Below are 22,620 nucleotides of genomic sequence, written 5' to 3'. Positions count from 1 at the left end.
ATTAAAGGACTGATTATATGTTTAAAATTATTTCACCTAAATTAATTTTGATTTCTATTTTTATAATATATAGTTTTCTCATCAGCGGTTGCAGTGATGAAGCTATGACTGATGATACTGTTCGCTATGCTCTAGAAAGTGAACCATCTACTCTCGATCCCGCCAAAAGTACAGCACTTGCTGAATCAAATGTAGAGCTTGCCCTCTTTGAAGGTTTGACTCGCTTAGATGAACATGAACAACCTCAACCAGCAGCAGCTAAAAGTTGGGATATTTCTCCAGACGGCACAGAATACACATTCCATTTGCGTGATAATCTTCTATGGAGCGATGGTACACCTCTTACTGCTCATGATTTTGAATACGCTTGGAAACGTGTACTTGATCCCCAAACAGCCTCTGAAAATGCTTATATGATGTATCCCTTAAATAATGGTGAATCTTTTTTCAAACAAGAAGTATCTGCTGACCAAGTCGGAGTAAAAGCTTTAGATGATAAAACTTTATATGTAAAATTAAAAGCACCTATCACATATTTTTTAAATTTAACTGCCTTCCATGCTTATTATCCTGTACCGCGTCATATTGTAGAAAAAGATCCTGAAATCTGGGCAGCTAACGATAAAATTGTATCTAATGGGCCATTTATTCTCACTCATTGGATACATTCTAATCAATTGCAATTTGTCAAAAATGATAAATATTGGGACAAGGATAAAGTTAAACTTGAAAATATGCAATGGCCTATCAGTGAATCTCAATCTACACGTGTTTCCATGGTAGAAAGTGGTCAAGCTAATATCACTGTTGAACCACCAATTTCTGAACAAGAACGCTTGACCAAAGAAGGCTTATTCAAGATGAGTCCTTATTTAGGCTCTTATTATTATAGTTTTAATACGCAAAAAGCTCCATTTGATAATCCGCTAGTGCGTAAAGCTTTTTCTATGGCTGTAAATAGAGAAAAACTTGTCAACAATGTAATTAAAGGTGGCAAAGAACCAGCTTATGCTTGGGTTCCTCCTGGGCTTACTGATCCTGTAACCAAACAAGATTTTCGCCGTGAAGGTGGCAATCTTGTAGAATACAATCCGCAAAAAGCAAGAGAATTACTCTCTGAAGCTGGATATCCAAATGGCGAAGGTCTGCCACCTATAACTATTTTATACAATACAAATGAAATGCATAAAGCTGTGGCTGAAGTCATTCAAGCCATGTGGAAAGAAAATTTAAATGTCAATGCAGAACTTTTAAATCAAGAATCAAAAGTTTATTTAGATGCTAGAAATACAGGAAATTTCCAAGTAGCTCGTGCTTCATGGATTGGAGATTATGCCGATCCTATGACTTTTATGGACGTATATCTTGATGAAAATAATGATGGACAATATCATAATCCACTTTATAATGATCTAGTTCGCAAAGCTCAAAATACAAATAACCAAGAAATTCGCATGCAAGCAATGCATGAAGCTGAAAAAATCTTGATGGACGATGCCGTCGTTTTACCGATTTATTACACTACTCAACCATATATAGCTCAACCATATGTAAAAAATTACCGTTGGTCTATATTAGGAACTATAGACTTTAAAGAAGCCTATATTGAAAACACTACCGAAAAATCTTCTCAATAAAGCTCTATAAGTTTAGCCATTATATATTTAGATATAATGGCTATTTCTTTTATATTTTCAATAAAATCAAAACATTTATTTGACGCATACTTATTCAAATGCTATGCTAATATTTAGATTTATTAATATTATTTATAATAAAGGAGGCTTCCTTTATGATGAAGACCCGCCACAAAGGCAAAATCCTTGGCATTGGTAGTTGTATTGGCATTGTGGCCCCTGCTTCTGCTTGTGCTGATTTTGATTATACCCCTGGACTTGATCTCTTACATCAATGGGGATATAAAACAAAATTATCAAAAACATTAAAGACAAATGAAGGCTATCTCGCAGGTTCTGATAAATTACGAGCAAACGAACTCAACAAATTTTTTGCAGATGATGAAGTAGACGCCATTTTATGTTTTGGTGGTGGCTATGGTTGTACACGTATTCTTGATTTATTAGACTACGATTTGATTCGCAAAAATCCAAAATTATTAATCGGTTTTAGCGATGTTACAGCCCTTCATACTGCTATTGGACAAAATAGTCGCCTTGTTACTATCCATGGCCCTATGCTCAAAACTTTATCTCGCAAACCTACACAATATACCATTGCTTCATTTTGTCGAGGACTTCGCATGTCTGTTCCTTTAGGAGCATTTTTGTTACCCAAGAAACATGATTTAGAATCATTTTATCCCGGCAGAGCTTTTGGCAAATTGGTAGGTGGTAATTTGAGTGTCATCGCTTCACTTTGTGGTACACCATATGAACTTAAAGGCGAAAATAGCATTTTATTTTTAGAAGATATAGGTGAAGATGCTTATGCTATCGACCGTATGCTTCGCCAACTTTGGCAAAATGGTTTATTGAAAAATATCAAAGGTTTAATTTTTGGCGAGTTTACGCATTGTCAGCCAAATAAACAAGACTCTTATGAATTTACCGTCAAAGAAATTCTACAACAATACGCAAATTTAGCTAAAGTTCCTACAATCTATAATTTTCCTGCAGGACATGATCGCACGAATGCATTTTTACCTTTAGGCGTAAACGCTACTATTAATATCACTGATGATGATATCAACTTTTTCATCAGTGAAGCTCATTGCAAACTGCGTTAACTACACCAATTAATTTTAATTTCAGAAAGATTTTATTTATGAATAAACAAGATTTAAAACAATTAGTCTGCCAACAGATTGATAATATCGAACCCATTTTATATACATTGGCTGATTATCTCTATCAACATCCTGAAATCAGCATGCAAGAGATAAAAGCTATGAATTATCTAAAAAACCTCTTAGAAGAATTTCAATTCATCTTCACACCAATCATTGAAGATAAGTTTTCTACAGCCTTTATGGCTAATAAAGGATATGGTGATAAAAAAATTGGTTTTTTAGCTGAATATGATGCTTTACCTGATATCGGTCATGGTTGTGGTCATAATCTCATTGCACTGATGAGTATTGGAGCTGGTCTGGCTTTCAATGCTGTGACTGATAAAATTGCTCAGACTGTAATCTTTGGCTGTCCCGCTGAAGAAACAATCGGGGCAAAATTAGATATAGCAGATAGAGGTTACTTTGATGATTTACAAGCGTGCTTAATCATTCATCCCGATGATAAAACAACTATTGGTGGTACATCTTTTGCTACTCACCCTTTAGAAATAACTTTTCTAGGCAAAGAAGCTCATGTTGCTGACCCTGTATATCACGGCATCAACGCTTTAGATGCACTTGTAGATTTTTATCAAGAGTTTAAACTGCTCAAACAAAACTTCACAAAACCTAATATCATCGGCACAATTATAACTGATGGTGGCATAGCTCCTAATATCATTCCTGCTAAAGCTACGCTAAGAGCTACTATTCGCAGTCTTGATACAGATTATTTAGAAGAAGTCATGCTTCCTCAAATCAAAAAATTAGCTCAAAAAATAGCTTTAAAACACAAAACTAAATTAAATATGCATCATTATGAACCACTCTATAAAAATTTACGCAGTGATAAACTTTTAAATCAATATTATCAAGAAAATTTTACTTTACTCGGTGAAAAATATACTCTACTCCCTGATGATTTTGCTGATGGTTCTACTGATGTGGGCAATGTCAGTCATGTTACTAGAACTTGCCAACCTACTATTTGTATCGGTCAAAATCTCTTCGTTCATACAGTAGAATTTGCCAAAGCTAGTAATTCTGAATTTGCCAAAAAACAAGCCCTAATTGGTGCTAAAGCTATGGCAATGACTGCCATTGATGTATTATTTGAAAATTAATCTTTATTTGAGGTATTATCCATTATGAAAATCATAAAAATTGAAATTGGCAAAGTCAAAATTCCTTTAAAAAAACCTTTTATAACAGCTCTTCGCCGTGTAGATTTTGCCGAAGATATCATCATAAAAATAATCACTGATACTGGCAATATAGGTTTTGGCAACGCTCCGCCAACTGCTGTTATCACTGGTGATAGTCAATCTTCTGTAATCTCTGCTATTCATGATATCATTGCACCTAAATTAATCGGCTTAGATATTTGCGAATTAGAAACCATCTGCAACCAAATCGATAAAGCGATGCTACATAATTCTTCTGCTAAAGCTGCTGTAGATATTGCTATTTATGATTTATTTGCTCAAATGTGTAATTTACCACTATATAAATTATTAGGTGGTTATCGCACAAATATAAAATCTGATTTAACCATCAGCTTACGTGAACCTGAAATCATGGCTCAAGATGCCATTGAAGCTGTAAATAATGGTTATACTGACTTAAAAATCAAAGTTGGCAATGACTCAGCTTTAGATTTTAAACGCATTATTGCCATTAGAAATGCTGTAGGCAATGAAATAAACATTCGCCTAGATGCCAATCAAGGCTGGAAACCTAAAGAAGCTGTTCGCCTCATTCGCCAATTTGAAGATAAAAATTTAAATATTGAACTTATTGAACAACCTGTTATTGCTCATGATACTATAGGTCTAAAATTCGTAACAGATAATGTAGATACTCCTATCATGGCTGATGAAGCAGCTTTTGGCACATATGAAGTATTCGAACTGCTCGCTAAAAGAGCTTGCGATTTAATCAATATCAAACTCATGAAAGCTGGCGGTATCCATAATGCCCTAAAAATCGCTGATATGGCAAAAATATCTGATGTTGAATGTATGATGGGCTGTATGCTTGAGTCCAAAGTAGGAATTACAGCATCTGCTAGTTTAGCTGGTGGTAAATCCATCATTACCAAAGCCGATTTAGATGCTGCTGATTTACTTGCCACAGACCCTATAGTTGGCGGTATATCCTATAAACAAAACCATATCATTTTAAATGAAAACAATGGTCTTGGCATAACAGATATCAAAGATTGGGAATTTATCACTGAAATAAAATAAAGGCTAGAAAATTCTAGCCTTTTTCTTTTATCTTTACAAAAAAATTATATTTAATAATTAAAATTTATTTTAAACTTTGCTATAATAAGATTGTTATTCATATAATAATTATCATTTAAAATGAGGTGTTTATATATGGCTAAAGAAAAAAAAGATAAAAAAGCATTGAAAAATGCCAAAAAAGATATTTGGAACAATTATTCTGCTTCCGAAAAAAAAGCACTAGAAAAATTATGCCTAAACTATCGCAATTTTTTAAGTGAATGTAAAACAGAACGTGAATGTGTAAAAGAAATTATCTCACAAGCTCAAAAAGCTGGTTACAGAGATTTAAAAGAAATCATCACAAATCAAGAAACACTTCAAGCTGGTGATAAAGTTTATTCTGTATGTATGAATAAATCTGTCGTATTATTCAATATCGGTTCTGAACCTATGGAAAATGGTATGAACATCTTAGGTGCTCATATCGATAGTCCTCGCCTTGATATCAAACAAAATCCACTTTATGAAGATGGTGGACTTGCTTATATGGATACACATTATTATGGTGGTATCAAAAAATATCAATGGGTTACTGTTCCACTTGCTATTCATGGTGTTGTAGCTAAAAAAGATGGCACTATTGTCGATATCAATATCGGTGAAGATGATAATGATCCTGTATTTTGCGTAACAGACTTATTAATTCATCTAGCACAAGAACAGATGCAAAAAAATGCTGCCAAAGTCATTGAAGGTGAAAACCTTGATATTTTAGTTGGCTCTATTCCTCTTGATGGTGCTGAAAAAGATGCTGTAAAAGCAAATGTTTTAAAAATCGTTGGTAAAAAATACGATATCGAAGAAGAAGATTTTCTTTCTGCTGAACTTGAAGTAGTACCTGCTGGTCGTGCTAGAGAAGCTGGCTTTGACCGTAGCATGATCATCTCTTACGGTCAAGATGATAGAGTATGTGCTTATACTTCTTTAGTAGCTATGCTTGAAACTAAAGAAATGACTCGCACAGCTTGCTGTCTTCTCGTGGATAAAGAAGAAATTGGCTCTGTAGGTGCTACAGGTATGCAATCTCGTTTCTTTGAAAATGCAGTAGCTGAAGTTTTAAACTTACTCGGTCAATACAGCGATTTAACATTAAGACGTTGTCTTGCTAATTGCAAAATGTTATCTTCTGATGTAACTTCTGCATATGATGCTTTATACAAATCCTCTTTCGATATGAAAAATATCGCTTATCTTGGTCACGGCATGGCATTTAATAAATTCACAGGAGCTCGTGGAAAATCTGGCTCTAATGATGCAAATGCTGAATACCTCGGCAATATCCGTGCTATCATGGAAAAAAACAATGTAGCTATTCAATTTTCCGAACTCGGTCGTGTGGATTTAGGCGGTGGCGGAACAATCGCTTATATCATGGCTCTTTATGGTATGCAAGTCATTGATAGTGGTGTTGCTGTGTTAAATATGCACTCACCATGGGAAATAACTAGTAAAATCGATGTTTACGAAACTAAAAAAGGATATAGTGCTTTCTTAAAAGATGCTTAAAATAAAAAAGCCTTCTAAAATGAAAAACTTTTAGAAGGCTTTTTTTATGTCAATGACACTAAAGCATAAAACAGCATAATATAATTTATACTCAAAGCATATGGCAAAATTTTCTTAATGACTAAATTAGTATCCACATCTACATATTGCATTAAAGCTATATTTTGTACATCTAAAGGATCCATCATCTTTCTTAAATTGTTCAACGACAATAGTGCCATACCTAAAACCATAGGATTCATCGACGTTGAAGATATTATAACTGCACTCAATCCAGCTCCCATACCTTGCAGATTAAATGGCCCTTTATATAAAACAAGTGGTGATAAAATAGTAAAAAATAACATACATTGTATTGGTGAATTCGGCATCAAACGCAGTAATAGCGGTGCCATCAAATTTACTACTTCTGGTGTTTTCACTGCATGCATGAAAATCCCCACTGCTGCTAACAAGATAATGACTTTAGTCGATTTATAAATGGCTACTTTTAACAATTCTAACATATCCATAAAAGGTTTTTTAGAACCACCAATTAAAAATCCATATGACAATGCTACTATCAATCCTGATTCAATATTAAAATCAAAGAAAAATACCATTATAAACGGTACAAAAATTGTCAATAATAATAACCAATTTATCTTTATTTTTATATCTGTGATTTCCATATTTTTAAATTCATTCACATATTTACTATTCAATAAAATATAAAAAATTAATGATATAGCTCCTACAGCTGCCATAATATAATAGAAATTTTTTACCTTATCTATATCCCATGACAATAATTCTGCATATAAAATATGATATCCTGGATTTAAACAGCTTCCTACTGCACCCGATAATAATAGTAGTACTATTGCTCCTTGTTTATTAAATCCTATATCTAATAAAATAGGCATAAAAATAATCGTTATTACCATTATTGAGCCAAAATTCGTTATCATACTAGAAACAATAATCGTCAATATTGCCACTAACCATAATATTCCAGTTAAATTATTTTTTAAATAATAAATACATAAAGAATTTATCTCTTCATCTAATTTATATTCCATGATGAATAAAGCCAACATCACACTCAAAATATAAATAAACATCGGCTCTGCTAAAGTTGTAGCACCTCGTACAATGACATAATTCGTAATACTATTTTCACTACCACTTATAGGTGTACCAGCTAATATCGCTGTGATTATGCCAAAAGCAGGTAATGCACGTACAAATTCTACTTTTTTAGTTATTATCAAGCCTACTGTCACTAAAAATATTACAAAAACTAAAATGGCTAATAATCCATAATCTTCCATGATACTATCACCCACTTTATATTTTAATCTTATTTACTAGCTTTATTTAGTTCATTCACTTTAGCAATTGTTTCTGGTGATACGATTATTTTACAAGCTCCCGCTTCAACTTCCATCAAATCTCCAGGTTGATATAATAAACCAATAGAACCATCATGACAAATAAAATAATTATGACTTACATATGGTATTCTCTTTGATAAATTCACTCCATTATCCAATCCATCAACTGCATAAGCATAACTATTATTTAAAGCGTCTTGTAATTGTTCCAAATTAATATTTAAATATCTGTCCATAGGTACGCGTTCACCAGTATGTTTATCATATGTTACAGTATAGCCAGTTAATTCCATGAGGTTAGAAAATTTCTTTTTCTTATTTACATAAAACATCAAAGAAATAATATTATCATCTTCATATTTTTCATAATAAGTCATATCCACTTTGCTATATACATGTTTTTCTATTTTTTCTTTTAAATCATCTAATTGATTTTCTATATCTTTATTTATCTTATTTTCAATTTTTTCATCATCTATGCTCACTACAGGATAAGCTAAACTATATGTCTGATTGGTGTCTCCCATATATTCACTAGATACTTGTGCCATCGCCATTGATGGTACAAAACTAAGTAACATGCAAAATACACATATTTTTATTATATTTTTCATAAAAAACGCCTCCATTTTTTCTTAATATCCACAAATTATTATTAATTATATCATAAATATTCAAGACTAACACAAAATAAAAACAGAGTATAACTTTTAAGCTATACTCTGTTTTTATTTTCTTGTTATCTATCTTTCATAACCATTTATTACCACATCAACTTTACCTGTATCCGGGTCAATGATTAAACCATGTACGGGAATATCACTAGGAATTAATGGATTTTCATGTATACTTGCTACGCTTTTTTCTACATTATCTTTAGGATTATGGAAAGTATCTATCCATTGAGATAATTCATCTTTAACTTTATCGATAGCATTTTTTTCAATACCGCGTTTAATCATAGTATCAATCAATTCTTTTGATGTAGCTGTAGCCATGCCACAACCATAATGACCAATTACCATAATTTCTTTGATGTCAAATTGATAAATACACACCAACAAACTGCGAATTACATCATCAAATTTACTAGTTATCGTATTGCCCGCTGTCTTTATCATTTTGACTTCGCTACGGCGAATACCAAGTGCTGGCTCTAACAATTCGACCAGACGTGTATCCATACAACTAACAATAGCTAAATGCTTTTGTGGATATTTACTCCAAGTATTTACCTCTTTTGTATGTTCAAGATAAGCTTGATTTGCTTGTAAAACTTCATCTAAAAGCGTCATATATTTATTAATCCTTTTATTACTTATTTTATTCTATTATCCAATAGTAATAGTATAAGAAGCATCAAATTGTTTACTTGGTGCTAGATGTAATATACCTTTTTTATTGGAAAAATCTCTCTTTTGTGTGCTATCAGCTAAACCATACCATGGTTCAATGCATACAAATGGTGCTTTCACAGGTTTTGTCCAGATGCCAAGATATGGGAAATCTTTAAAATTAACTTTAACAAAATGATTATTAGCTGTATTCGTTAATTTTACTTCTTCAGAGAATAATTTCTTAAATACCAAAGCATCTTCTACAAATAAATCATGATTTAAACGCAATACTTTACCATAAATAAGTTTTATCGGAGCCACTCCACCATCAAATAATCCCGCTGAATTGACATGATAAGATGTCATTGGGTTTGCTTCTGTTTGTTCAAACTCAAGTTCATGCTCATCAAAAGTACCTTCAACACCAATTGGACAATTAAATGCAGGATGGGCACCAATGGAAAAATACATATCTTCTTTTGTATCGAGATTTTCAACTTTCCATGAAACTTTTACATCTGCAAAGTTTATAGTATAAGTTACTGTCAATTTAAACTTAAATGGATACATTCTCAACGTATCTTCATCATAAGTCAATGTGTATTCTAAAGAATTTTCTGTTTGTCCACTAAACTCGAATTCTTTATCGCGAGCAAAGCCATGACCTGGCATACGATATACAGTTCCATCATATTCATATTGACCATTTTTAAGTTTACCTACAATTGGAAATAATATAGGAGCATGTCTTTGCCAATAATTAGGATCAGCTTGCCAAATATATTCAATACCTGTATCTTTAGCTACAAGGCTATGAATTTCGGCACCATGAGTATCTACAGTGAGGCGTAAAATATCATTTTCTAACGTCTTTAACATGAAAAAAACACCTTCTTATGTTTATTTTTTATAACAAATCCCCCATGCGTTCTTGAGGTACTGTTAAATCTAAGTGACCATCTAAAGCTTCTAATACCTTACCTTCAACAGTAAAACGAACAGCTTTTATTTCTGTGAATTCTGTTAAAGAATTTACGATAGAGCCAATTAACATCAATTCACCAGTAGAACCACCTGTGAAATTTGTTTTAAATGCCTTATTAAAATCAACAGTAGCAATATTATCTTTTACTTTTACAGATAAAACCTGTGTATCTTTTGGCATAATATAAATGCCTTCTTTATCAGAGATTGGACCATCAATCAAAGCTTGTACTACGGCTTGATATTTATCTTCACGGCTTAAATTTATTTGTCTTTGTGTAGGAATTAATTTTTCACCATTAGCATCTGGAAAATAAATTGTAACACCAGCCACTTTTTTTTCACTTGACTGTTCTGCATCATTTACAGCACTACTACTAGATGAAGATTTTACATCTTTATTTACTTGAGCTGTAGTTGTATTAGAAGAACTACTTTCTAGATTTGTTGCCTGTTCTGTACAACCAGAAGCAATAGTTAAAATAGATACTGCTAAAATAGCTAATATTCCTTTTACAGATTTTAATTTTATTTTCATTATTTATTCGCCTCTCAAGTTATATTAATTATTCGCCAAAGTATTGGTTAATACCTTCTGCTATAGCTTTCGCCATTAATTCTTGCCATTCATCATCACTAAGTAAAGCTTCTTCATCATAATTAGTGATAAATGCTGTTTCAATGAGTACAGCTGGCATATAAGAATGTTTTACTACATAAAAATTACATGTAGAAATTCCTCTATCACGCAATCCATTGACTTCAATCATTTTTTCTTGAATATTTTGTGCTAATCGTTGTCCTTTATAGCTAGAACCATAATAAAATGTCTGTGTACCATTTGCCGCAGGATTTACAAAAGCATTACAGTGAATACTAACAAAAATATCTGAATTTGCTCTATTTCCTACATCAACACGTGCTTGCAATTCATCTCTTGCCGAAGCATTTGGCCCATAAACATCTACATCAGTATCTCTAGTCATAACAACCTTTGCTCCAGATTGATCTAAAATAGAAGCCAATTTTTGTGAGATTGCAAAAGCCCCTGCTTTTTCTTCAAAACCATTAGGGCCTACAGCTCCTGAATCTGAACCGCCATGACCTGGATCTATAGTAATCACTTTATCTCTAACATTATTTAAAGTTAAATCACTTGTTATATTAACATTATTTACTACATTATTGAAAATATCTATAGCTATACCATTTTTGCCTAAACTATAAATTTTATAATTATCATTTGCTACTTCTTGTAAATATATTTTTCCTTGAACTAAATCTTTTTTCTCTTGCAAGAAAACTTTTTTGGCTATTTTTCCATCTAACTTTTCTTGTCTAGAAATATTATCTATCTGAGCATTTTTTATTTTAAAAACTAATTGATGATCATTGATAGAACTTTTCTCTATAGCAAAATCTTTTACTTCCCTATTTGTATTTATTTCTATATGCAAATACGTATTTCCTTGCTCATTACTTATAAGATTGTAAGAAATTTTTTCTATACTTACATTACTCTTAGCCAAAGAGACATTTGGCATAGCCATAAGCAATAAAGCTACTGAACACAACAATATTTTCTTAAATAAATTATACACGCTTATTACCTCTTTAACTTATTTATTATCATTTTTTAAGGATTTCATTAGCTCTTCTATTTCTGCTACAGCTTTTTTTGTAGCTATTTCATCATATTTTATATCTATGGATATATAATCACCTTCCTTTAAATTTTTAGCTAATAAATTTTTAGGAAAAACAACTTTTTGTTCATTTTCTCCCACTAATAATACAGCTTTATCTTCTTCAAATCTATCAATAACAGCACTTATCATATTATTTTCCTCGATTTTACTTCTTATTTTTCCGTAGTAATTTGATAATCTTTACTACCATCACTGATTATAGTAATAGAACCATTTTTATCAGTTTCATATACTTTCATATTTAATTTTTTATAACGATCCATTGTTTGTTTATGTGGATGACCGTATTCATTACCAGCACCTAAAGAAATCAATACAGTGTTAGCATTTAATTGTTTAAGAAATACCTCACTAGAAGATGTTCTACTTCCGTGATGTGGAGATTTTAATATCAATGAAGAAAGTTCATTTCCATATGTTTTTACCATATTAGCTTCAGCTTCTTTTTCAGCATCACCTGTAAACATCATCGTAAAATCTTTATATTTCAATTGACCTACCAATGAATTATTATTTAAATCATCTTCAGACTTTAACATCTGTTTGGTCGGACTAAAAATTTTGAATTTCACACCATCACCAAAATCCAATTCATCGCCAGCTGACAATTGTTGATATTTTATTTTCTTTTCTTTTATATTTTTTAAATATGTCTTATAAGTTTGTGTTGTTGTAGGGTCTCCATTATCATAAACTTCTTTGACATCAAAATTTTTAAATACTGCATAAGCCCCACCTAAATGGTCTGCATGAGGATGCGTTATGATTAATTTATCAATAGTTGTAATATTTCTATCCTTTAATAATTTTACTAAATTATCACGCTCATCAATATCACCAGTATCAATCATAATAGTTTGCTCTCCTGTCCGTATAAGAGTCGCATCACCTTGACCAATATCTAACATTTCTATTTTTAATTTTCCCTCTTTACTTGCTGATTGCGTAGCTGTATCTTTTCCACAACCCCATAAAAACACACTACATAAAATCATCAGTAGAGCTATAATTTTCTTCATTATACCAGCCTTTCATACATTTTAATTTTTAATTTAAGCCATATAGCAAAAGTGCTCCTTAAAATCATCAGGAGCACTCCACATACATCAACTATTATATAAAATTTTTTATGTATAGACAATTCGTTTTACTTTATATTTTTTACTTTAGATTAGAATTTTACTAACCCTAAACTAATCATCAATGCTTTATTTACTTCCTGCATAAAGGTTTTATCAAGCGTGGTAATTTTTTTACTTAAACGAGATTTGTCTATCGTTCTTAGTTGTTCTAATAATACCATAGAATCTCGCTCTAAATTACAAGATTTTGCAGGCAAATCAATATGAGTTGGCATATGTGTTTTACCTAATTTAGCAGTAATAGCAGCCACTATAATAGTTGGACTATATTTATTACCAATATCATTTTGTACAATGAGCACTGGTCGCAGTCCACCTTGTTCTGAGCCAATTACCGGACTTAAATTAGCATAATATATATCGCCACGCTTTACAATTTCATTTCTTCTCAGCGGATACACCATTACAAGAAATTTATTAAAAAATAAATTGCGCTCTTGCCTCAGGCTTTCAACTCCTTTTCTAATAAAAATATGACTAACGCGACTTTGTAGCCATTATATTTAATATATTAGATTTGCTAACATATCATAAATTCTTTATCAAATTAAGCTAATTTTTCATTCATAAATCTATACAAACAAACTGTCCTACTTAAGCTTTCTGCTCATTTTAAAAATCCTATATCATACTTTTAACTAAGCTCATTATAACATATTTTTAATAAGCATACACCTTTTCTTAAATAAATAGTTTTACAAAATAAAGCTAAATTAATTTTATAAGGGCAATAAAAATTTACTATATGTTTAAAATAGTGAACTATTGCCCTTTACTACACATATAATTGTAAATTAATACTTTATTTATTGTCTATTTGTTTACGAGCTTTCGCCAAATTTTGTAAAATATCTCCAGCGATCAAACCCGCTTGACCATTTTCACCGGCTAAATCCCCTGCAAGGCCATGTAAATATACACCAACAGGAGCTGACATATTTCCAGCTGATTTTTCAGCTACAATACCTGCTATTGTACCAGCTAAAACATCACCGCTTCCAGCTGTTGCCATACCTGCATTACCCACAGTGGTCACAAAGATATTGCCATCTGGATAAACAACTAAAGTCTTTTCACTTTTTAATACGAATATTGCATTGAAATATTCTGCTGCTTTTCTAGCTATTTCCCAAAGATTAGCTTTCAAATCAGCAATAGTGATATGCAGTAAATTTGCCATTTCTCCTAAATGAGGTGTTAGTATTGGCATTTGTTTTAATTTTTTCAACTCATCTGGTGCTTGGCTAAAAGCAAAAATAGCATCAGCATCTAATATTAATTGTTTATCTAAATCAATTGCTAAAGTTCTTACCATTTGACAAGTTTCGTCATTTCTACCCAGTCCTGGTCCGACTAAGACTACATCAAAATCTTTAGCCATCTGTTTTATATTTTCTAAAGCACTATTACCTAGTATACCTGGCAATATCTCCGGCAACGGTTTTACCATGACTTCTGTATTTTTCATGGATAAAATATCATATAAACTTTCAGCTGAAATGAGTGTAGAAATTCCAGCCCCTATTTTTAATACAGCTTGACTAGATAAACAAGCCGCACCTGTATAACCAGTTGAACCAGCAACAACTAAAACCTTTCCACAAGAGCCTTTATATACATCATCAGCTCTTGAAGCCAGATGTGCTTTTACAAAATTCTTATCAATAGCTTCTTGCTTAATATCATCTTTAGCCAATAAGCTATTTGGTATACCAATGGTCTTAACTATGATATCACCTGTATGTTTACAACCAGGATACATAATCAAACCAATTTTTGGTAGTCCAAAAGTAATTGTAGCAGTGGCAAATATAGCATCACTTTCCACTGCACCAGTACTAGCATTTACACCACTTGGAATATCAACAGATAAAACAGGTCTATTCGAAGTATTTACTATTTGGATACATTTTTTAGCATCTTCACGTAATTGTCCATGAATACCTGTACCTAACAAAGCATCTATAATACAATCAGAAAAAGTTATAGATATTTGCAAACGGTTCCAATCACGTTCAGAAATAATATGGTATATTTCGGCTTGCATATTCACTAAAACATCATAATTTATTTTTGCTGATGGTGTAAAATGTTCTGTATTTCCTAAAAGAAAAATTTTTACTTTGGCTCCACTATTCATCAAATGTCTAGCTGCTACAAAGCCATCTCCGCCATTATTTCCACAGCCTGTCAAGATACAAAAACTCTGTCTATCCGTTGGTATATCTTCACAAAGACGCATAGCTTCTTTTGCTACTTCATGTCCTGCATTTTCCATCAATGCAATCTCTGGTATACCAAAATGATTGATGGCTTCAGTATCAATTTGTCTCATTTGTTCGGCAGATGCAATTTTCATCTTATCATTATCCCTCCAACGTAGCTTGAGCTACTGCATATTCTTTGCAATGACTCAAGGAGATAAAAATATTATATATTTTTCTTTTTGTAGCTATATAAGCAAAATATCCATGAAGTTTTACATGTGGTGCTCCATCATCATCAGGCAATATCTCAATATCAGTCCATAATCCTCCACCAGATATACCTGTACCCAACGCTTTCACTACAGCTTCTTTAGCCGCAAACCTAGCTGCATAAGAAGATACTGCCATTTGTTTTCTACTATTACAATATTCTTGCTCTTTTTTTGTAAAAATACGTTCGATAAATTTTTCATTGGCTAAGGATTTTTTTATTCTCGATATTTCTATGATATCAACACCTGTACCCTTTATCATTTATACTTCACCCTTTATTTTATTTTAATGCCTCTTGTAATGTAAGTGCATTTTGTTTCATAGCCTTAATATAAGCATCAAGGTCATTTTCTCCTGTAACACCAGGGTCTAATATATATACTTTAGCTCCTGTTTCATTAGCAATTGTTTTCGCTGCTGTTGATGAATATTGTGGCTCTGCAAATAAAGCTTTTGCCTGTAAATTATTTACTTGTGCAATAATTTCATCTAATTCACTAGGTGTTGGTGTTGTTCCTGGTTCACGTTCAATTACTCCAACAATATTTAAATTAAACTCTTTGGCAAAATAAGGAAAAGCCTCATGGAAAGTAACAATATCTTTATTTGGCAAATTATCGATTTGTTCATGCATATCTTGTTTTAAATCTTCTAATTTTGCAATATATTCCTTTGCATTTTTTTGATAAGCATCTGCATGCTTAGGATCCAATCTGCTCAATTCATCAGCAATAGTTTGTACCTGAATTATACAATTCGATACACTAACCCATACATGAGGATTTTTTCCATGTTCATCTTCAATTAAATCAATATTTTTAGTAGCTTCAATTACCTTGAGTTGTTTTTGATTATCGATGACATCTTGTAAAAAAGATTCCATCCCCGCTCCATTAGCTATGAAAAAATCTGCATTTTCCAATTTTTTCATATCAGCTGGAGTCATCTGATAATCATGTAAACAACCAGTTTGTGGCTTAGTCATATTTTCTACAACGACACCGTCAATTCCTTTTGTAACATTCAAAGTTTCTATATAAATTGGATAAAAAGATGTAACAATTTTTATTTTATCCTCTGAATTTGCTTTATCCTCTTGACTTGTACTTGTCTTTTCACTACCACAAGCTGTAAACACCATCATTGTCATCAAACTCAAAACCACTAATAATAATTTTTTCAAAATAAAAACTCCTTTAAGATTTTATTTTTCCTCAATCATCACCAATATATATACAAAATTATATAAAATGTGGCGATACTACCAAGGATAAAATCCTCGATATACTCGCCACTAAATTAATTTATATCAAAGTTTAATAGTTGCTGCAGCAGATAATGTTTCGCGGGCTTGTTTCATGATATCTTCAATGATTGTAGCTACAGGTTCTACTTTTTGTAAAACAGTCAAAGATTGACCAGCCTGCATCATACCATTTACTACATCACCATCAACAGCTGCCAATTTATTTGTACCTGTTGCCAAGCGAATGAGTTCTTCTTTTGGAGTTTTGCCTTCATTTTCTTTTTGTACAAATTCTGTAGAGAATTTATTTTTGATACCACGTACAGCACCACCAAGAGTAAGACCTGTAACAATAGTATCTGTATCAATAGCTTCAATTAATTTTTGTTTCATATTTTCATGAACAGGACATTCTTCAGCTACTAAGAAACGAGTACCCATCTGTACACCGCCAGCACCCATGAGCATAGCTGCTGCTAAGCCACGACCATCGCCGAAGCCACCAGCCATAACAACTGGAACATCTTTTATCTCTGGAATTACTTGTGTCATAAGAGCCATTGTAGTCAATACACCAATATGACCACCAGCTTCCATACCTTCTGCTACCATAGCATCAGCACCAGCAGCTGCTACACGTTTTGCAAGTTTTACATTTGGAATTACAGGAATTACTTTTATACCTGCTTCTTTCAATTTTGCAAAATATGGAACTGGATTTCCTGCACCTAAAGTAACAAAAGCAGGTTTTTCTTCGCAGATAACATCTACGATTTCATCTTTATTTGGTGCCATGAGCATTACATTTACACCAAAAGGTTTATCTGTTAATTGTTTTGCTTTGCGGATTTCTTCACGAACATATTCTGTAGTTCTACCTCCACAAGAAATAATGCCTGCACCACCAGCATTAGAAACTGCAGCTGCAAGTTTTGCATCAGAAATCCAAGCCATACCGCCTTGAATAATTGGATATTTTATACCTAAAACTTCAGTAATAGACTTTGCCATTTTAATCCTCCTAAAAGAAAAATCTCTTTTCAAAATTTAATCTAAATCTTATCTTAGTATACCATAAAATCCATACTAAATCATTAGGGATTGATTATAAATGATAATTTTTGCTTGCGTGATAATTTTTTTATCTGAGCTTCACGCTTCATAGCTTCACTTTTTGTAGCAAAAACTTCATAATAAACTAATTTAACCGGCAAACGCCCGCGTGTATAGCGAGCACCTTTGCCGGCATTGTGTGTTTTTAGACGCTTTTTTAAATCATTTGTCCAACCTGTATATAAAGTACCATCGCTACATTGTACCATATACGTATAACAATTCATTATTCAGCATCTTTGATTTCTATTTTATTAATAACTACATCTTCAATAGGTTTATCCATGAAATCAGTCTGTACATGACCAATAGCTTCCACTACGTCCATGCCTTTTACTACTTTACCAAAAACAGCATGATGACCATCAAGCCATGGAGTTTTATCTAAAGTGATAAAAAACTGAGAACCACCTGTATTAGGGCCAGCATTTGCCATGGATAACACGCCAGGGCCATCATGTCTTAAATCTTTATGAAATTCATCTTTAATAGTATATCCAGGGCCACCTGTACCATTACCATTAGGGTCTCCACCTTGAATCATGAAACCATCAATTACACGATGGAAAATTAAACCATCATAAAAATTATGTTCTGCTAAATCAATAAAATTTCCTGTTGTGATTGGTGCTTTATCTTCGAATAATTCAATTTCAAAAGTCCCCATATTTGTTTCAAATACTGCTATACGATTTTTGCTCATTGATTGAACTTCCTTTCCTATTTGTTCATTAGAATTTATTTGTTGCTCTGCAATACCATTACTTGTGAATAAAGATAAGGTAAATACAGAAGCCAATAAACATAAAAATATAAATTTTTTCATACATGCTTCTCCCATATTTTTATTTTTCTATTAAATGATTATCTCCAGAGTTCTTAGGGCACCATATATCTTTCATTTTATCTCTATTAGGAAAATCATCTGGTATTATCCAATCTTTTTTACCGACATTATGCATAGTGACTAAATTTTTAACCTCAGTGACCTTACAAAACTCTGTCACACCTAAATCCAAAAATTCTTCTAATCTACTATCCACTGGGAAAAAAGCAATATCCATCTTTAATCCAGCTAATCGCTTTAATTGTTTAGTAAAACCATTTTTTGCAAATGCATTATTTTCTTTTGTATCACCTTTCCAATGCCACCAATTAAAATCACCTGCATGGAAAATTTTCCAACCATATTTCTCTACAAAAAAAGAAATTCCTTCATCTGTAGAACTAAATGAACGTACATGTATATTTTCATCATCATATGTCATATACTCATCTAAAATAACAGTCTTTTCTTCAGGTAACACATCAGTCACTACATCATAGCTGATAAAATATTTTGTTACTTTATCCTGAAACTCACTTATTTTAGGATTAAAATGATCATAATGAATATGAGATACAAAAAAATAAACTTCTTTTTTATCTTGGATGATTTCACTCACTAAATTTTTAGGATCTTGATAATAGTCAAAAACTATCGCACAATCTCCTATTTCCAAAATAAAACCACTATTTAATAAATACGTTATATTTACATTATCATACATAATACTCACCTCAAAAGGGCATAATATACATTCATTTTCACAAATTTTAGCAATAGTGTCAAGACCTGTTTACTTTTGACTTCAAAATAATATTTTTCTAGCATGATTTTATTTTTTTAGTTATAATATCTATTGATAACTTGTAAACTTGAAAATATAAGGGGTTGAACATAATGTTTAGATTTTTAACTGCTGGCGAGTCTCATGGACAATGCCTAACAGCATTAGTTGAGGGCATTCCTGCCGGTCTTAAAATAAATCTCGATGAAGTAAATAGACAAATGGCTCGCCGTCAAAAAGGCTATGGTCGTGGTGGTCGTATGTCTATAGAAACAGACAAAGTTGATATTTTATCTGGTGTACGTTTTGGTGAAACAATGGGCGACCCTATTACTTTACGTGTAGTGAATAAAGACTGGGAAAACTGGACTGACCGTATGTCCGTCATGGGTACACCTACCTGGACAAAAGTTACTGCTGCTCGTCCAGGTCATGCCGATTACGTTGGTATAAAAAAATACAATCGTGAAGATATTCGCGATATCTTAGAACGCTCTAGTGCTAGAGAAACAGCTGCACGTGTAGCTGCTGGTGCTATTGCTCGCCAATTTTTAGAAGCTTGCGGTATAAAAATCGTATCTCATGTAATCAATATCGGTGGCGTAAAAGCTGATACGAATAATATCGATTATGCCACATTACAACCTAATGACAGCGATTTAAATTGCAATGATGCACAAGCAGAAGCTAAAATGCGTGAAGCAATTCGCGATGCCGGACAAGCAGGAGACACATTAGGCGGTATCTTTGAAGTTGTCGTTCAAAATATGCCAATCGGCGTAGGCAGTCATATTCAATGGGACAAACGCCTTGATATGCAACTTGCTGGAGCTATGATGTCTATTCAGGCAATCAAAGGTGTTGAAATCGGCGATGGTTTTGATTATGCAAATCATCCAGGTAGCCAATTACATGACGAAATGTTTTATAACGAAGATAAAACTGTTTATCGCAAAACAAATCACGCAGGTGGTATCGAAGGTGGTATGAGTAATGGTGAACCTATTATTGTTCGTGCCTGCATGAAACCTATCCCTACACTTATGACACCACTTCATTCTATCGATATCGAAAGCAAACAAGAAGTCTTAGCTTGCAAAGAACGCAGTGATGTCTGTGCAGTTCAAGCTGCTTCTGTTGTAGGTGAAGCTATGGTCGCACTTGCCATCACCAAAGCCATGATTGATAAATTTGGCAGTGATTGCATGGTTGATGTCCTCCAAAATTTACAAGCTTATAACGAAAGAATAAAAGGATAGGATTAAAATGAAATCTAATATTGTACTTATAGGATTTATGGGCAGTGGCAAATCTATTACAGGTAAATTATTAGCTTATCGTTTAGGTTATAATTTTGTAGATACAGATACAGCTATCGAACAAGAATATAAATCAAAAATAAAAGATATGTTTGCTAAAGAAGGCGAAGCTGTTTTTCGTCAGCGTGAAACAGCTACTATCGAAAAATTAGCTCAAAAGAACCATCAAGTCATCTCCACAGGTGGTGGTGTAGCTACTAAAGAAAAAGATATGCTTGCACTTCGTAAAAATGGTATCATCATCGCCTTGACAGCTATGCCTCATACTATTTTGAAACGCACTGGAAATGACAAACGTCCTTTACTGGCGAAAAAAAATAATGATGAACGTTTAAAAACAATTATTGAGCTTATGGCTAAGCGTGCACCATTTTATAAAAAAGCAGACTTAATTATAAAAACAGATGATACAACTCCACTGCAAAACGTAGAAATCATTATGAAATACTTAAAGGGTGTGAAATAATGCGTATTGTTCCCGTAAATCTCAATGAAAAATCTTATAATATCTATATTGGTCATGATTTAGAAACAACTATCATCGATTTTTTTAAAACACAAAAATATTCTCAAAAAGCTCTAATTATCACCGATACAAATATTGCTCCACTATATGCCGATAATATCAAAGATTTACTTTCACAAGCTGGTTTTATTGCCAAAATTGCTGTTATTCCTGCCGGTGAACAATCTAAATCTTTATCAATTGCAGAAACACTTTATACACAAGCAATTGAACATGGTCTTGACCGCAAATCTCCTATTATCGCTCTAGGTGGTGGCGTTGTTGGTGATTTAGCTGGTTTTATTGCAGCTACATTCATGCGTGGCGTTCCTTTCATTCAAATGCCTACTAGTTTACTTGCACAAGTTGACTCTAGTGTCGGCGGTAAAGTGGCTGTAAACCACGCTCTAGGTAAAAACCTCATAGGTGCTTTTTATCAACCACAAGCTGTATTTATGGATTTAAATATGATGAAAACTTTACCTAGTAGAGAAATTTCTACAGGTCTAGGCGAAGTCATTAAATATGGTTTTATCTATGACCATGATTTTTACACTTATTTAACTAAGCACCAACAAGAAATTTTACAATTACAGCCAGAAGCCTTAATTCATATCATTGCACGCTCTTGTGAAATAAAAGCCGATGTAGTCTCTAAAGATGAATGCGAAGCTGGTCTTCGTGCTATCTTAAATTTTGGTCATACTTTAGGTCATGCCATTGAAAAAGAAACTAATTATGCCGTATACAATCATGGAGAAGCAGTAGCTATTGGCATGGTCGGTGCTAGTAAATTGAGTTTTAAACTAGGTTTAATTCCTCAAGATGTAGTTGATAAAATGTGTCAATTACTTGCAAATATGAACTTGCCACTTAAAGCTAAAAATTGTGATGCTCAAAAAATTTATCAAGATATTTTCCATGACAAAAAAACTGTTAACGGAAAAGTTAATTGGGTTTTATTAGAAGATATCGGCAAAGTATGTATAAAAAAAGATGTTCCTGAAAAATTAGTCAAGGAAACTATTTTAGAAATACTGTAAAAACATTATAAATAATGCTTTAACAAAACGAGTATTTTTTTCAAATTTGAATGAAATACTCGTTTTAATTTTAAATTTTAATTTAAAATTTTAAAAAATTGTAAAAATACTTGACAAAGTTACACAAAAGTATTATAAATTTATTTGTACAATAAATAATATTAA

The 22,620-nt window shown here is 32.5% G+C and carries 24 protein-coding genes; 8 read left to right on the top strand and 16 right to left on the bottom strand.

The features are described from left to right. Positions 1-17: 17 nt before the first annotated feature. The 5 genes from Q5I67_RS03995 to Q5I67_RS03975 all read left to right on the top strand — a co-directional run bounded on the left by Q5I67_RS03995 (position 18) and on the right by Q5I67_RS03975 (position 6,591). Positions 18-1,637 carry a peptide ABC transporter substrate-binding protein gene (locus Q5I67_RS03995; protein WP_302486422.1) on the top strand — a complete coding sequence of 540 codons (1,620 nt, stop codon included), beginning with the start codon at positions 18-20 and terminating at the stop codon, positions 1,635-1,637. 155 nt (positions 1,638-1,792) lie between these two features. Continuing rightward, the gene (locus tag Q5I67_RS03990) at positions 1,793-2,746 is read left to right on the top strand and encodes an LD-carboxypeptidase (RefSeq protein ID WP_302486421.1); all 954 of its coding nucleotides are present in this window, start codon (positions 1,793-1,795) and stop codon (positions 2,744-2,746) included. 38 nt (positions 2,747-2,784) lie between these two features. Beyond that, positions 2,785-3,915 (top strand): amidohydrolase, encoded by a 1,131-nt coding sequence (locus tag Q5I67_RS03985; protein ID WP_302486420.1) that lies wholly within the window; start codon positions 2,785-2,787, stop codon positions 3,913-3,915. Between the two features lie 24 nt (positions 3,916-3,939). After that, positions 3,940-5,040, top strand: coding sequence for a dipeptide epimerase (locus Q5I67_RS03980; protein ID WP_302486419.1), 1,101 nt, complete (start codon positions 3,940-3,942; stop codon positions 5,038-5,040). Positions 5,041-5,175: 135 nt separating this feature from the next. Beyond that, entirely contained in the window at positions 5,176-6,591 is a 1,416-nt protein-coding gene (locus Q5I67_RS03975) for an aminopeptidase (RefSeq protein ID WP_302486418.1), read from the top strand. Between the two features lie 44 nt (positions 6,592-6,635). On the opposite strand, the gene Q5I67_RS03970 is transcribed toward Q5I67_RS03975, so the two are convergent. The 16 genes from Q5I67_RS03970 to Q5I67_RS03895 form a co-directional block, all read right to left on the bottom strand. Further along, positions 6,636-7,904 (bottom strand): hypothetical protein, encoded by a 1,269-nt coding sequence (locus tag Q5I67_RS03970; RefSeq protein ID WP_296899091.1) that lies wholly within the window; start codon positions 7,902-7,904, stop codon positions 6,636-6,638. 29 nt (positions 7,905-7,933) lie between these two features. Then, the gene (locus Q5I67_RS03965; RefSeq protein WP_302486417.1) at positions 7,934-8,581 is read right to left on the bottom strand and encodes a hypothetical protein; all 648 of its coding nucleotides are present in this window, start codon (positions 8,579-8,581) and stop codon (positions 7,934-7,936) included. Between the two features lie 129 nt (positions 8,582-8,710). Further along, on the bottom strand, positions 8,711-9,262 hold the full coding sequence (locus tag Q5I67_RS03960) for a carbonic anhydrase (protein ID WP_302486416.1): 552 nt from the start codon (positions 9,260-9,262) through the stop codon (positions 8,711-8,713). Positions 9,263-9,298: 36 nt separating this feature from the next. Then, positions 9,299-10,183: an aldose 1-epimerase family protein gene (locus Q5I67_RS03955; RefSeq protein WP_296899086.1), complete on the bottom strand. Its 885-nt coding sequence runs from the start codon at positions 10,181-10,183 to the stop codon at positions 9,299-9,301. Positions 10,184-10,211: 28 nt separating this feature from the next. Then, positions 10,212-10,826: a GerMN domain-containing protein gene (locus Q5I67_RS03950; RefSeq protein WP_296899085.1), complete on the bottom strand. Its 615-nt coding sequence runs from the start codon at positions 10,824-10,826 to the stop codon at positions 10,212-10,214. Between the two features lie 28 nt (positions 10,827-10,854). Then, positions 10,855-11,889 carry an N-acetylmuramoyl-L-alanine amidase gene (locus Q5I67_RS03945; protein ID WP_296899083.1) on the bottom strand — a complete coding sequence of 345 codons (1,035 nt, stop codon included), beginning with the start codon at positions 11,887-11,889 and terminating at the stop codon, positions 10,855-10,857. An 18-nt stretch (positions 11,890-11,907) separates the two neighbouring features. Continuing rightward, positions 11,908-12,126, bottom strand: coding sequence for a DUF3006 domain-containing protein (locus Q5I67_RS03940; protein WP_296922492.1), 219 nt, complete (start codon positions 12,124-12,126; stop codon positions 11,908-11,910). Positions 12,127-12,149: 23 nt separating this feature from the next. After that, the gene (locus Q5I67_RS03935; RefSeq protein ID WP_302486415.1) at positions 12,150-13,016 is read right to left on the bottom strand and encodes a ComEC/Rec2 family competence protein; all 867 of its coding nucleotides are present in this window, start codon (positions 13,014-13,016) and stop codon (positions 12,150-12,152) included. A 152-nt stretch (positions 13,017-13,168) separates the two neighbouring features. Then, complete coding sequence (locus Q5I67_RS03930; protein WP_296898010.1) at positions 13,169-13,543, bottom strand: type II toxin-antitoxin system PemK/MazF family toxin; 375 nt, start codon at positions 13,541-13,543, stop codon at positions 13,169-13,171. A 398-nt stretch (positions 13,544-13,941) separates the two neighbouring features. Next, positions 13,942-15,498 carry an NAD(P)H-hydrate dehydratase gene (locus Q5I67_RS03925; RefSeq protein WP_302486414.1) on the bottom strand — a complete coding sequence of 519 codons (1,557 nt, stop codon included), beginning with the start codon at positions 15,496-15,498 and terminating at the stop codon, positions 13,942-13,944. 7 nt (positions 15,499-15,505) lie between these two features. Then, the gene (gene acpS, locus Q5I67_RS03920; RefSeq protein ID WP_296898005.1) at positions 15,506-15,880 is read right to left on the bottom strand and encodes a holo-ACP synthase; all 375 of its coding nucleotides are present in this window, start codon (positions 15,878-15,880) and stop codon (positions 15,506-15,508) included. Positions 15,881-15,899: 19 nt separating this feature from the next. Beyond that, positions 15,900-16,802, bottom strand: a complete 903-nt coding sequence (locus Q5I67_RS03915; protein ID WP_302486413.1) for a metal ABC transporter substrate-binding protein — start codon at positions 16,800-16,802, stop codon at positions 15,900-15,902. A 126-nt stretch (positions 16,803-16,928) separates the two neighbouring features. Continuing rightward, the gene (locus Q5I67_RS03910) at positions 16,929-17,876 is read right to left on the bottom strand and encodes a nitronate monooxygenase (RefSeq protein ID WP_302486412.1); all 948 of its coding nucleotides are present in this window, start codon (positions 17,874-17,876) and stop codon (positions 16,929-16,931) included. An 83-nt stretch (positions 17,877-17,959) separates the two neighbouring features. After that, positions 17,960-18,205 (bottom strand): GIY-YIG nuclease family protein, encoded by a 246-nt coding sequence (locus Q5I67_RS03905; protein ID WP_296897999.1) that lies wholly within the window; start codon positions 18,203-18,205, stop codon positions 17,960-17,962. Continuing rightward, positions 18,205-18,804, bottom strand: a complete 600-nt coding sequence (locus Q5I67_RS03900) for a peptidylprolyl isomerase (protein WP_008537295.1) — start codon at positions 18,802-18,804, stop codon at positions 18,205-18,207. The genes Q5I67_RS03905 and Q5I67_RS03900 overlap by 1 nt, the downstream gene beginning before the upstream one ends. A 19-nt stretch (positions 18,805-18,823) precedes the next feature. After that, entirely contained in the window at positions 18,824-19,528 is a 705-nt protein-coding gene (locus Q5I67_RS03895) for an MBL fold metallo-hydrolase (RefSeq protein WP_302486411.1), read from the bottom strand. A gap of 173 nt (positions 19,529-19,701) precedes the next feature. Here Q5I67_RS03895 and aroC point away from each other — a divergent pair, with 173 nt between their 5' ends. From aroC to aroB, 3 genes are read left to right on the top strand one after another with little or no spacing between them, the layout of a single operon-like run. Continuing rightward, the gene (aroC, locus tag Q5I67_RS03890; protein ID WP_302486410.1) at positions 19,702-20,847 is read left to right on the top strand and encodes a chorismate synthase; all 1,146 of its coding nucleotides are present in this window, start codon (positions 19,702-19,704) and stop codon (positions 20,845-20,847) included. A gap of 7 nt (positions 20,848-20,854) precedes the next feature. Continuing rightward, positions 20,855-21,373 carry a shikimate kinase gene (locus Q5I67_RS03885; RefSeq protein ID WP_302486409.1) on the top strand — a complete coding sequence of 173 codons (519 nt, stop codon included), beginning with the start codon at positions 20,855-20,857 and terminating at the stop codon, positions 21,371-21,373. Beyond that, a complete protein-coding gene (gene aroB, locus Q5I67_RS03880) occupies positions 21,373-22,455 on the top strand; it encodes a 3-dehydroquinate synthase (RefSeq protein ID WP_302486408.1) in 1,083 nt (360 codons plus the stop codon). The genes Q5I67_RS03885 and aroB overlap by 1 nt, the downstream gene beginning before the upstream one ends. Positions 22,456-22,620: the final 165 nt, after the last annotated feature.

Source organism: uncultured Megamonas sp., assembly GCF_958438645.1.
In the GTDB taxonomy this organism is placed as follows: domain Bacteria; phylum Bacillota; class Negativicutes; order Selenomonadales; family Selenomonadaceae; genus Megamonas.
Note: the sequence above shows the minus strand (reverse complement) of the source record. Positions and strands in the feature narration are given on the sequence as shown.

Excerpts from the sequence above, each read along its gene's own strand:
- Q5I67_RS03995 (WP_302486422.1), top strand. The coding sequence starts at position 18 with ATGTTTAAAATTATTTCACCTAAATTAATTTTGATTTCTATTTTTATA.
- Q5I67_RS03990 (WP_302486421.1), top strand. The coding sequence starts at position 1,793 with ATGATGAAGACCCGCCACAAAGGCAAAATCCTTGGCATTGGTAGTTGT.
- Q5I67_RS03985 (WP_302486420.1), top strand. The coding sequence starts at position 2,785 with ATGAATAAACAAGATTTAAAACAATTAGTCTGCCAACAGATTGATAAT.
- Q5I67_RS03980 (WP_302486419.1), top strand. The coding sequence starts at position 3,940 with ATGAAAATCATAAAAATTGAAATTGGCAAAGTCAAAATTCCTTTAAAA.
- Q5I67_RS03975 (WP_302486418.1), top strand. The coding sequence starts at position 5,176 with ATGGCTAAAGAAAAAAAAGATAAAAAAGCATTGAAAAATGCCAAAAAA.
- Q5I67_RS03970 (WP_296899091.1), bottom strand. The coding sequence starts at position 7,904 with ATGGAAGATTATGGATTATTAGCCATTTTAGTTTTTGTAATATTTTTA.
- Q5I67_RS03965 (WP_302486417.1), bottom strand. The coding sequence starts at position 8,581 with ATGAAAAATATAATAAAAATATGTGTATTTTGCATGTTACTTAGTTTT.
- Q5I67_RS03960 (WP_302486416.1), bottom strand. The coding sequence starts at position 9,262 with ATGACGCTTTTAGATGAAGTTTTACAAGCAAATCAAGCTTATCTTGAA.
- Q5I67_RS03955 (WP_296899086.1), bottom strand. The coding sequence starts at position 10,183 with ATGTTAAAGACGTTAGAAAATGATATTTTACGCCTCACTGTAGATACT.
- Q5I67_RS03950 (WP_296899085.1), bottom strand. The coding sequence starts at position 10,826 with ATGAAAATAAAATTAAAATCTGTAAAAGGAATATTAGCTATTTTAGCA.
- Q5I67_RS03940 (WP_296922492.1), bottom strand. The coding sequence starts at position 12,126 with ATGATAAGTGCTGTTATTGATAGATTTGAAGAAGATAAAGCTGTATTA.
- Q5I67_RS03935 (WP_302486415.1), bottom strand. The coding sequence starts at position 13,016 with ATGAAGAAAATTATAGCTCTACTGATGATTTTATGTAGTGTGTTTTTA.
- Q5I67_RS03930 (WP_296898010.1), bottom strand. The coding sequence starts at position 13,543 with ATGGTGTATCCGCTGAGAAGAAATGAAATTGTAAAGCGTGGCGATATA.
- Q5I67_RS03925 (WP_302486414.1), bottom strand. The coding sequence starts at position 15,498 with ATGAAAATTGCATCTGCCGAACAAATGAGACAAATTGATACTGAAGCC.
- acpS (WP_296898005.1), bottom strand. The coding sequence starts at position 15,880 with ATGATAAAGGGTACAGGTGTTGATATCATAGAAATATCGAGAATAAAA.
- Q5I67_RS03910 (WP_302486412.1), bottom strand. The coding sequence starts at position 17,876 with ATGGCAAAGTCTATTACTGAAGTTTTAGGTATAAAATATCCAATTATT.
- Q5I67_RS03905 (WP_296897999.1), bottom strand. The coding sequence starts at position 18,205 with ATGAATTGTTATACGTATATGGTACAATGTAGCGATGGTACTTTATAT.
- Q5I67_RS03900 (WP_008537295.1), bottom strand. The coding sequence starts at position 18,804 with ATGAAAAAATTTATATTTTTATGTTTATTGGCTTCTGTATTTACCTTA.
- Q5I67_RS03895 (WP_302486411.1), bottom strand. The coding sequence starts at position 19,528 with ATGTATGATAATGTAAATATAACGTATTTATTAAATAGTGGTTTTATT.
- aroC (WP_302486410.1), top strand. The coding sequence starts at position 19,702 with ATGTTTAGATTTTTAACTGCTGGCGAGTCTCATGGACAATGCCTAACA.
- Q5I67_RS03885 (WP_302486409.1), top strand. The coding sequence starts at position 20,855 with ATGAAATCTAATATTGTACTTATAGGATTTATGGGCAGTGGCAAATCT.
- aroB (WP_302486408.1), top strand. The coding sequence starts at position 21,373 with ATGCGTATTGTTCCCGTAAATCTCAATGAAAAATCTTATAATATCTAT.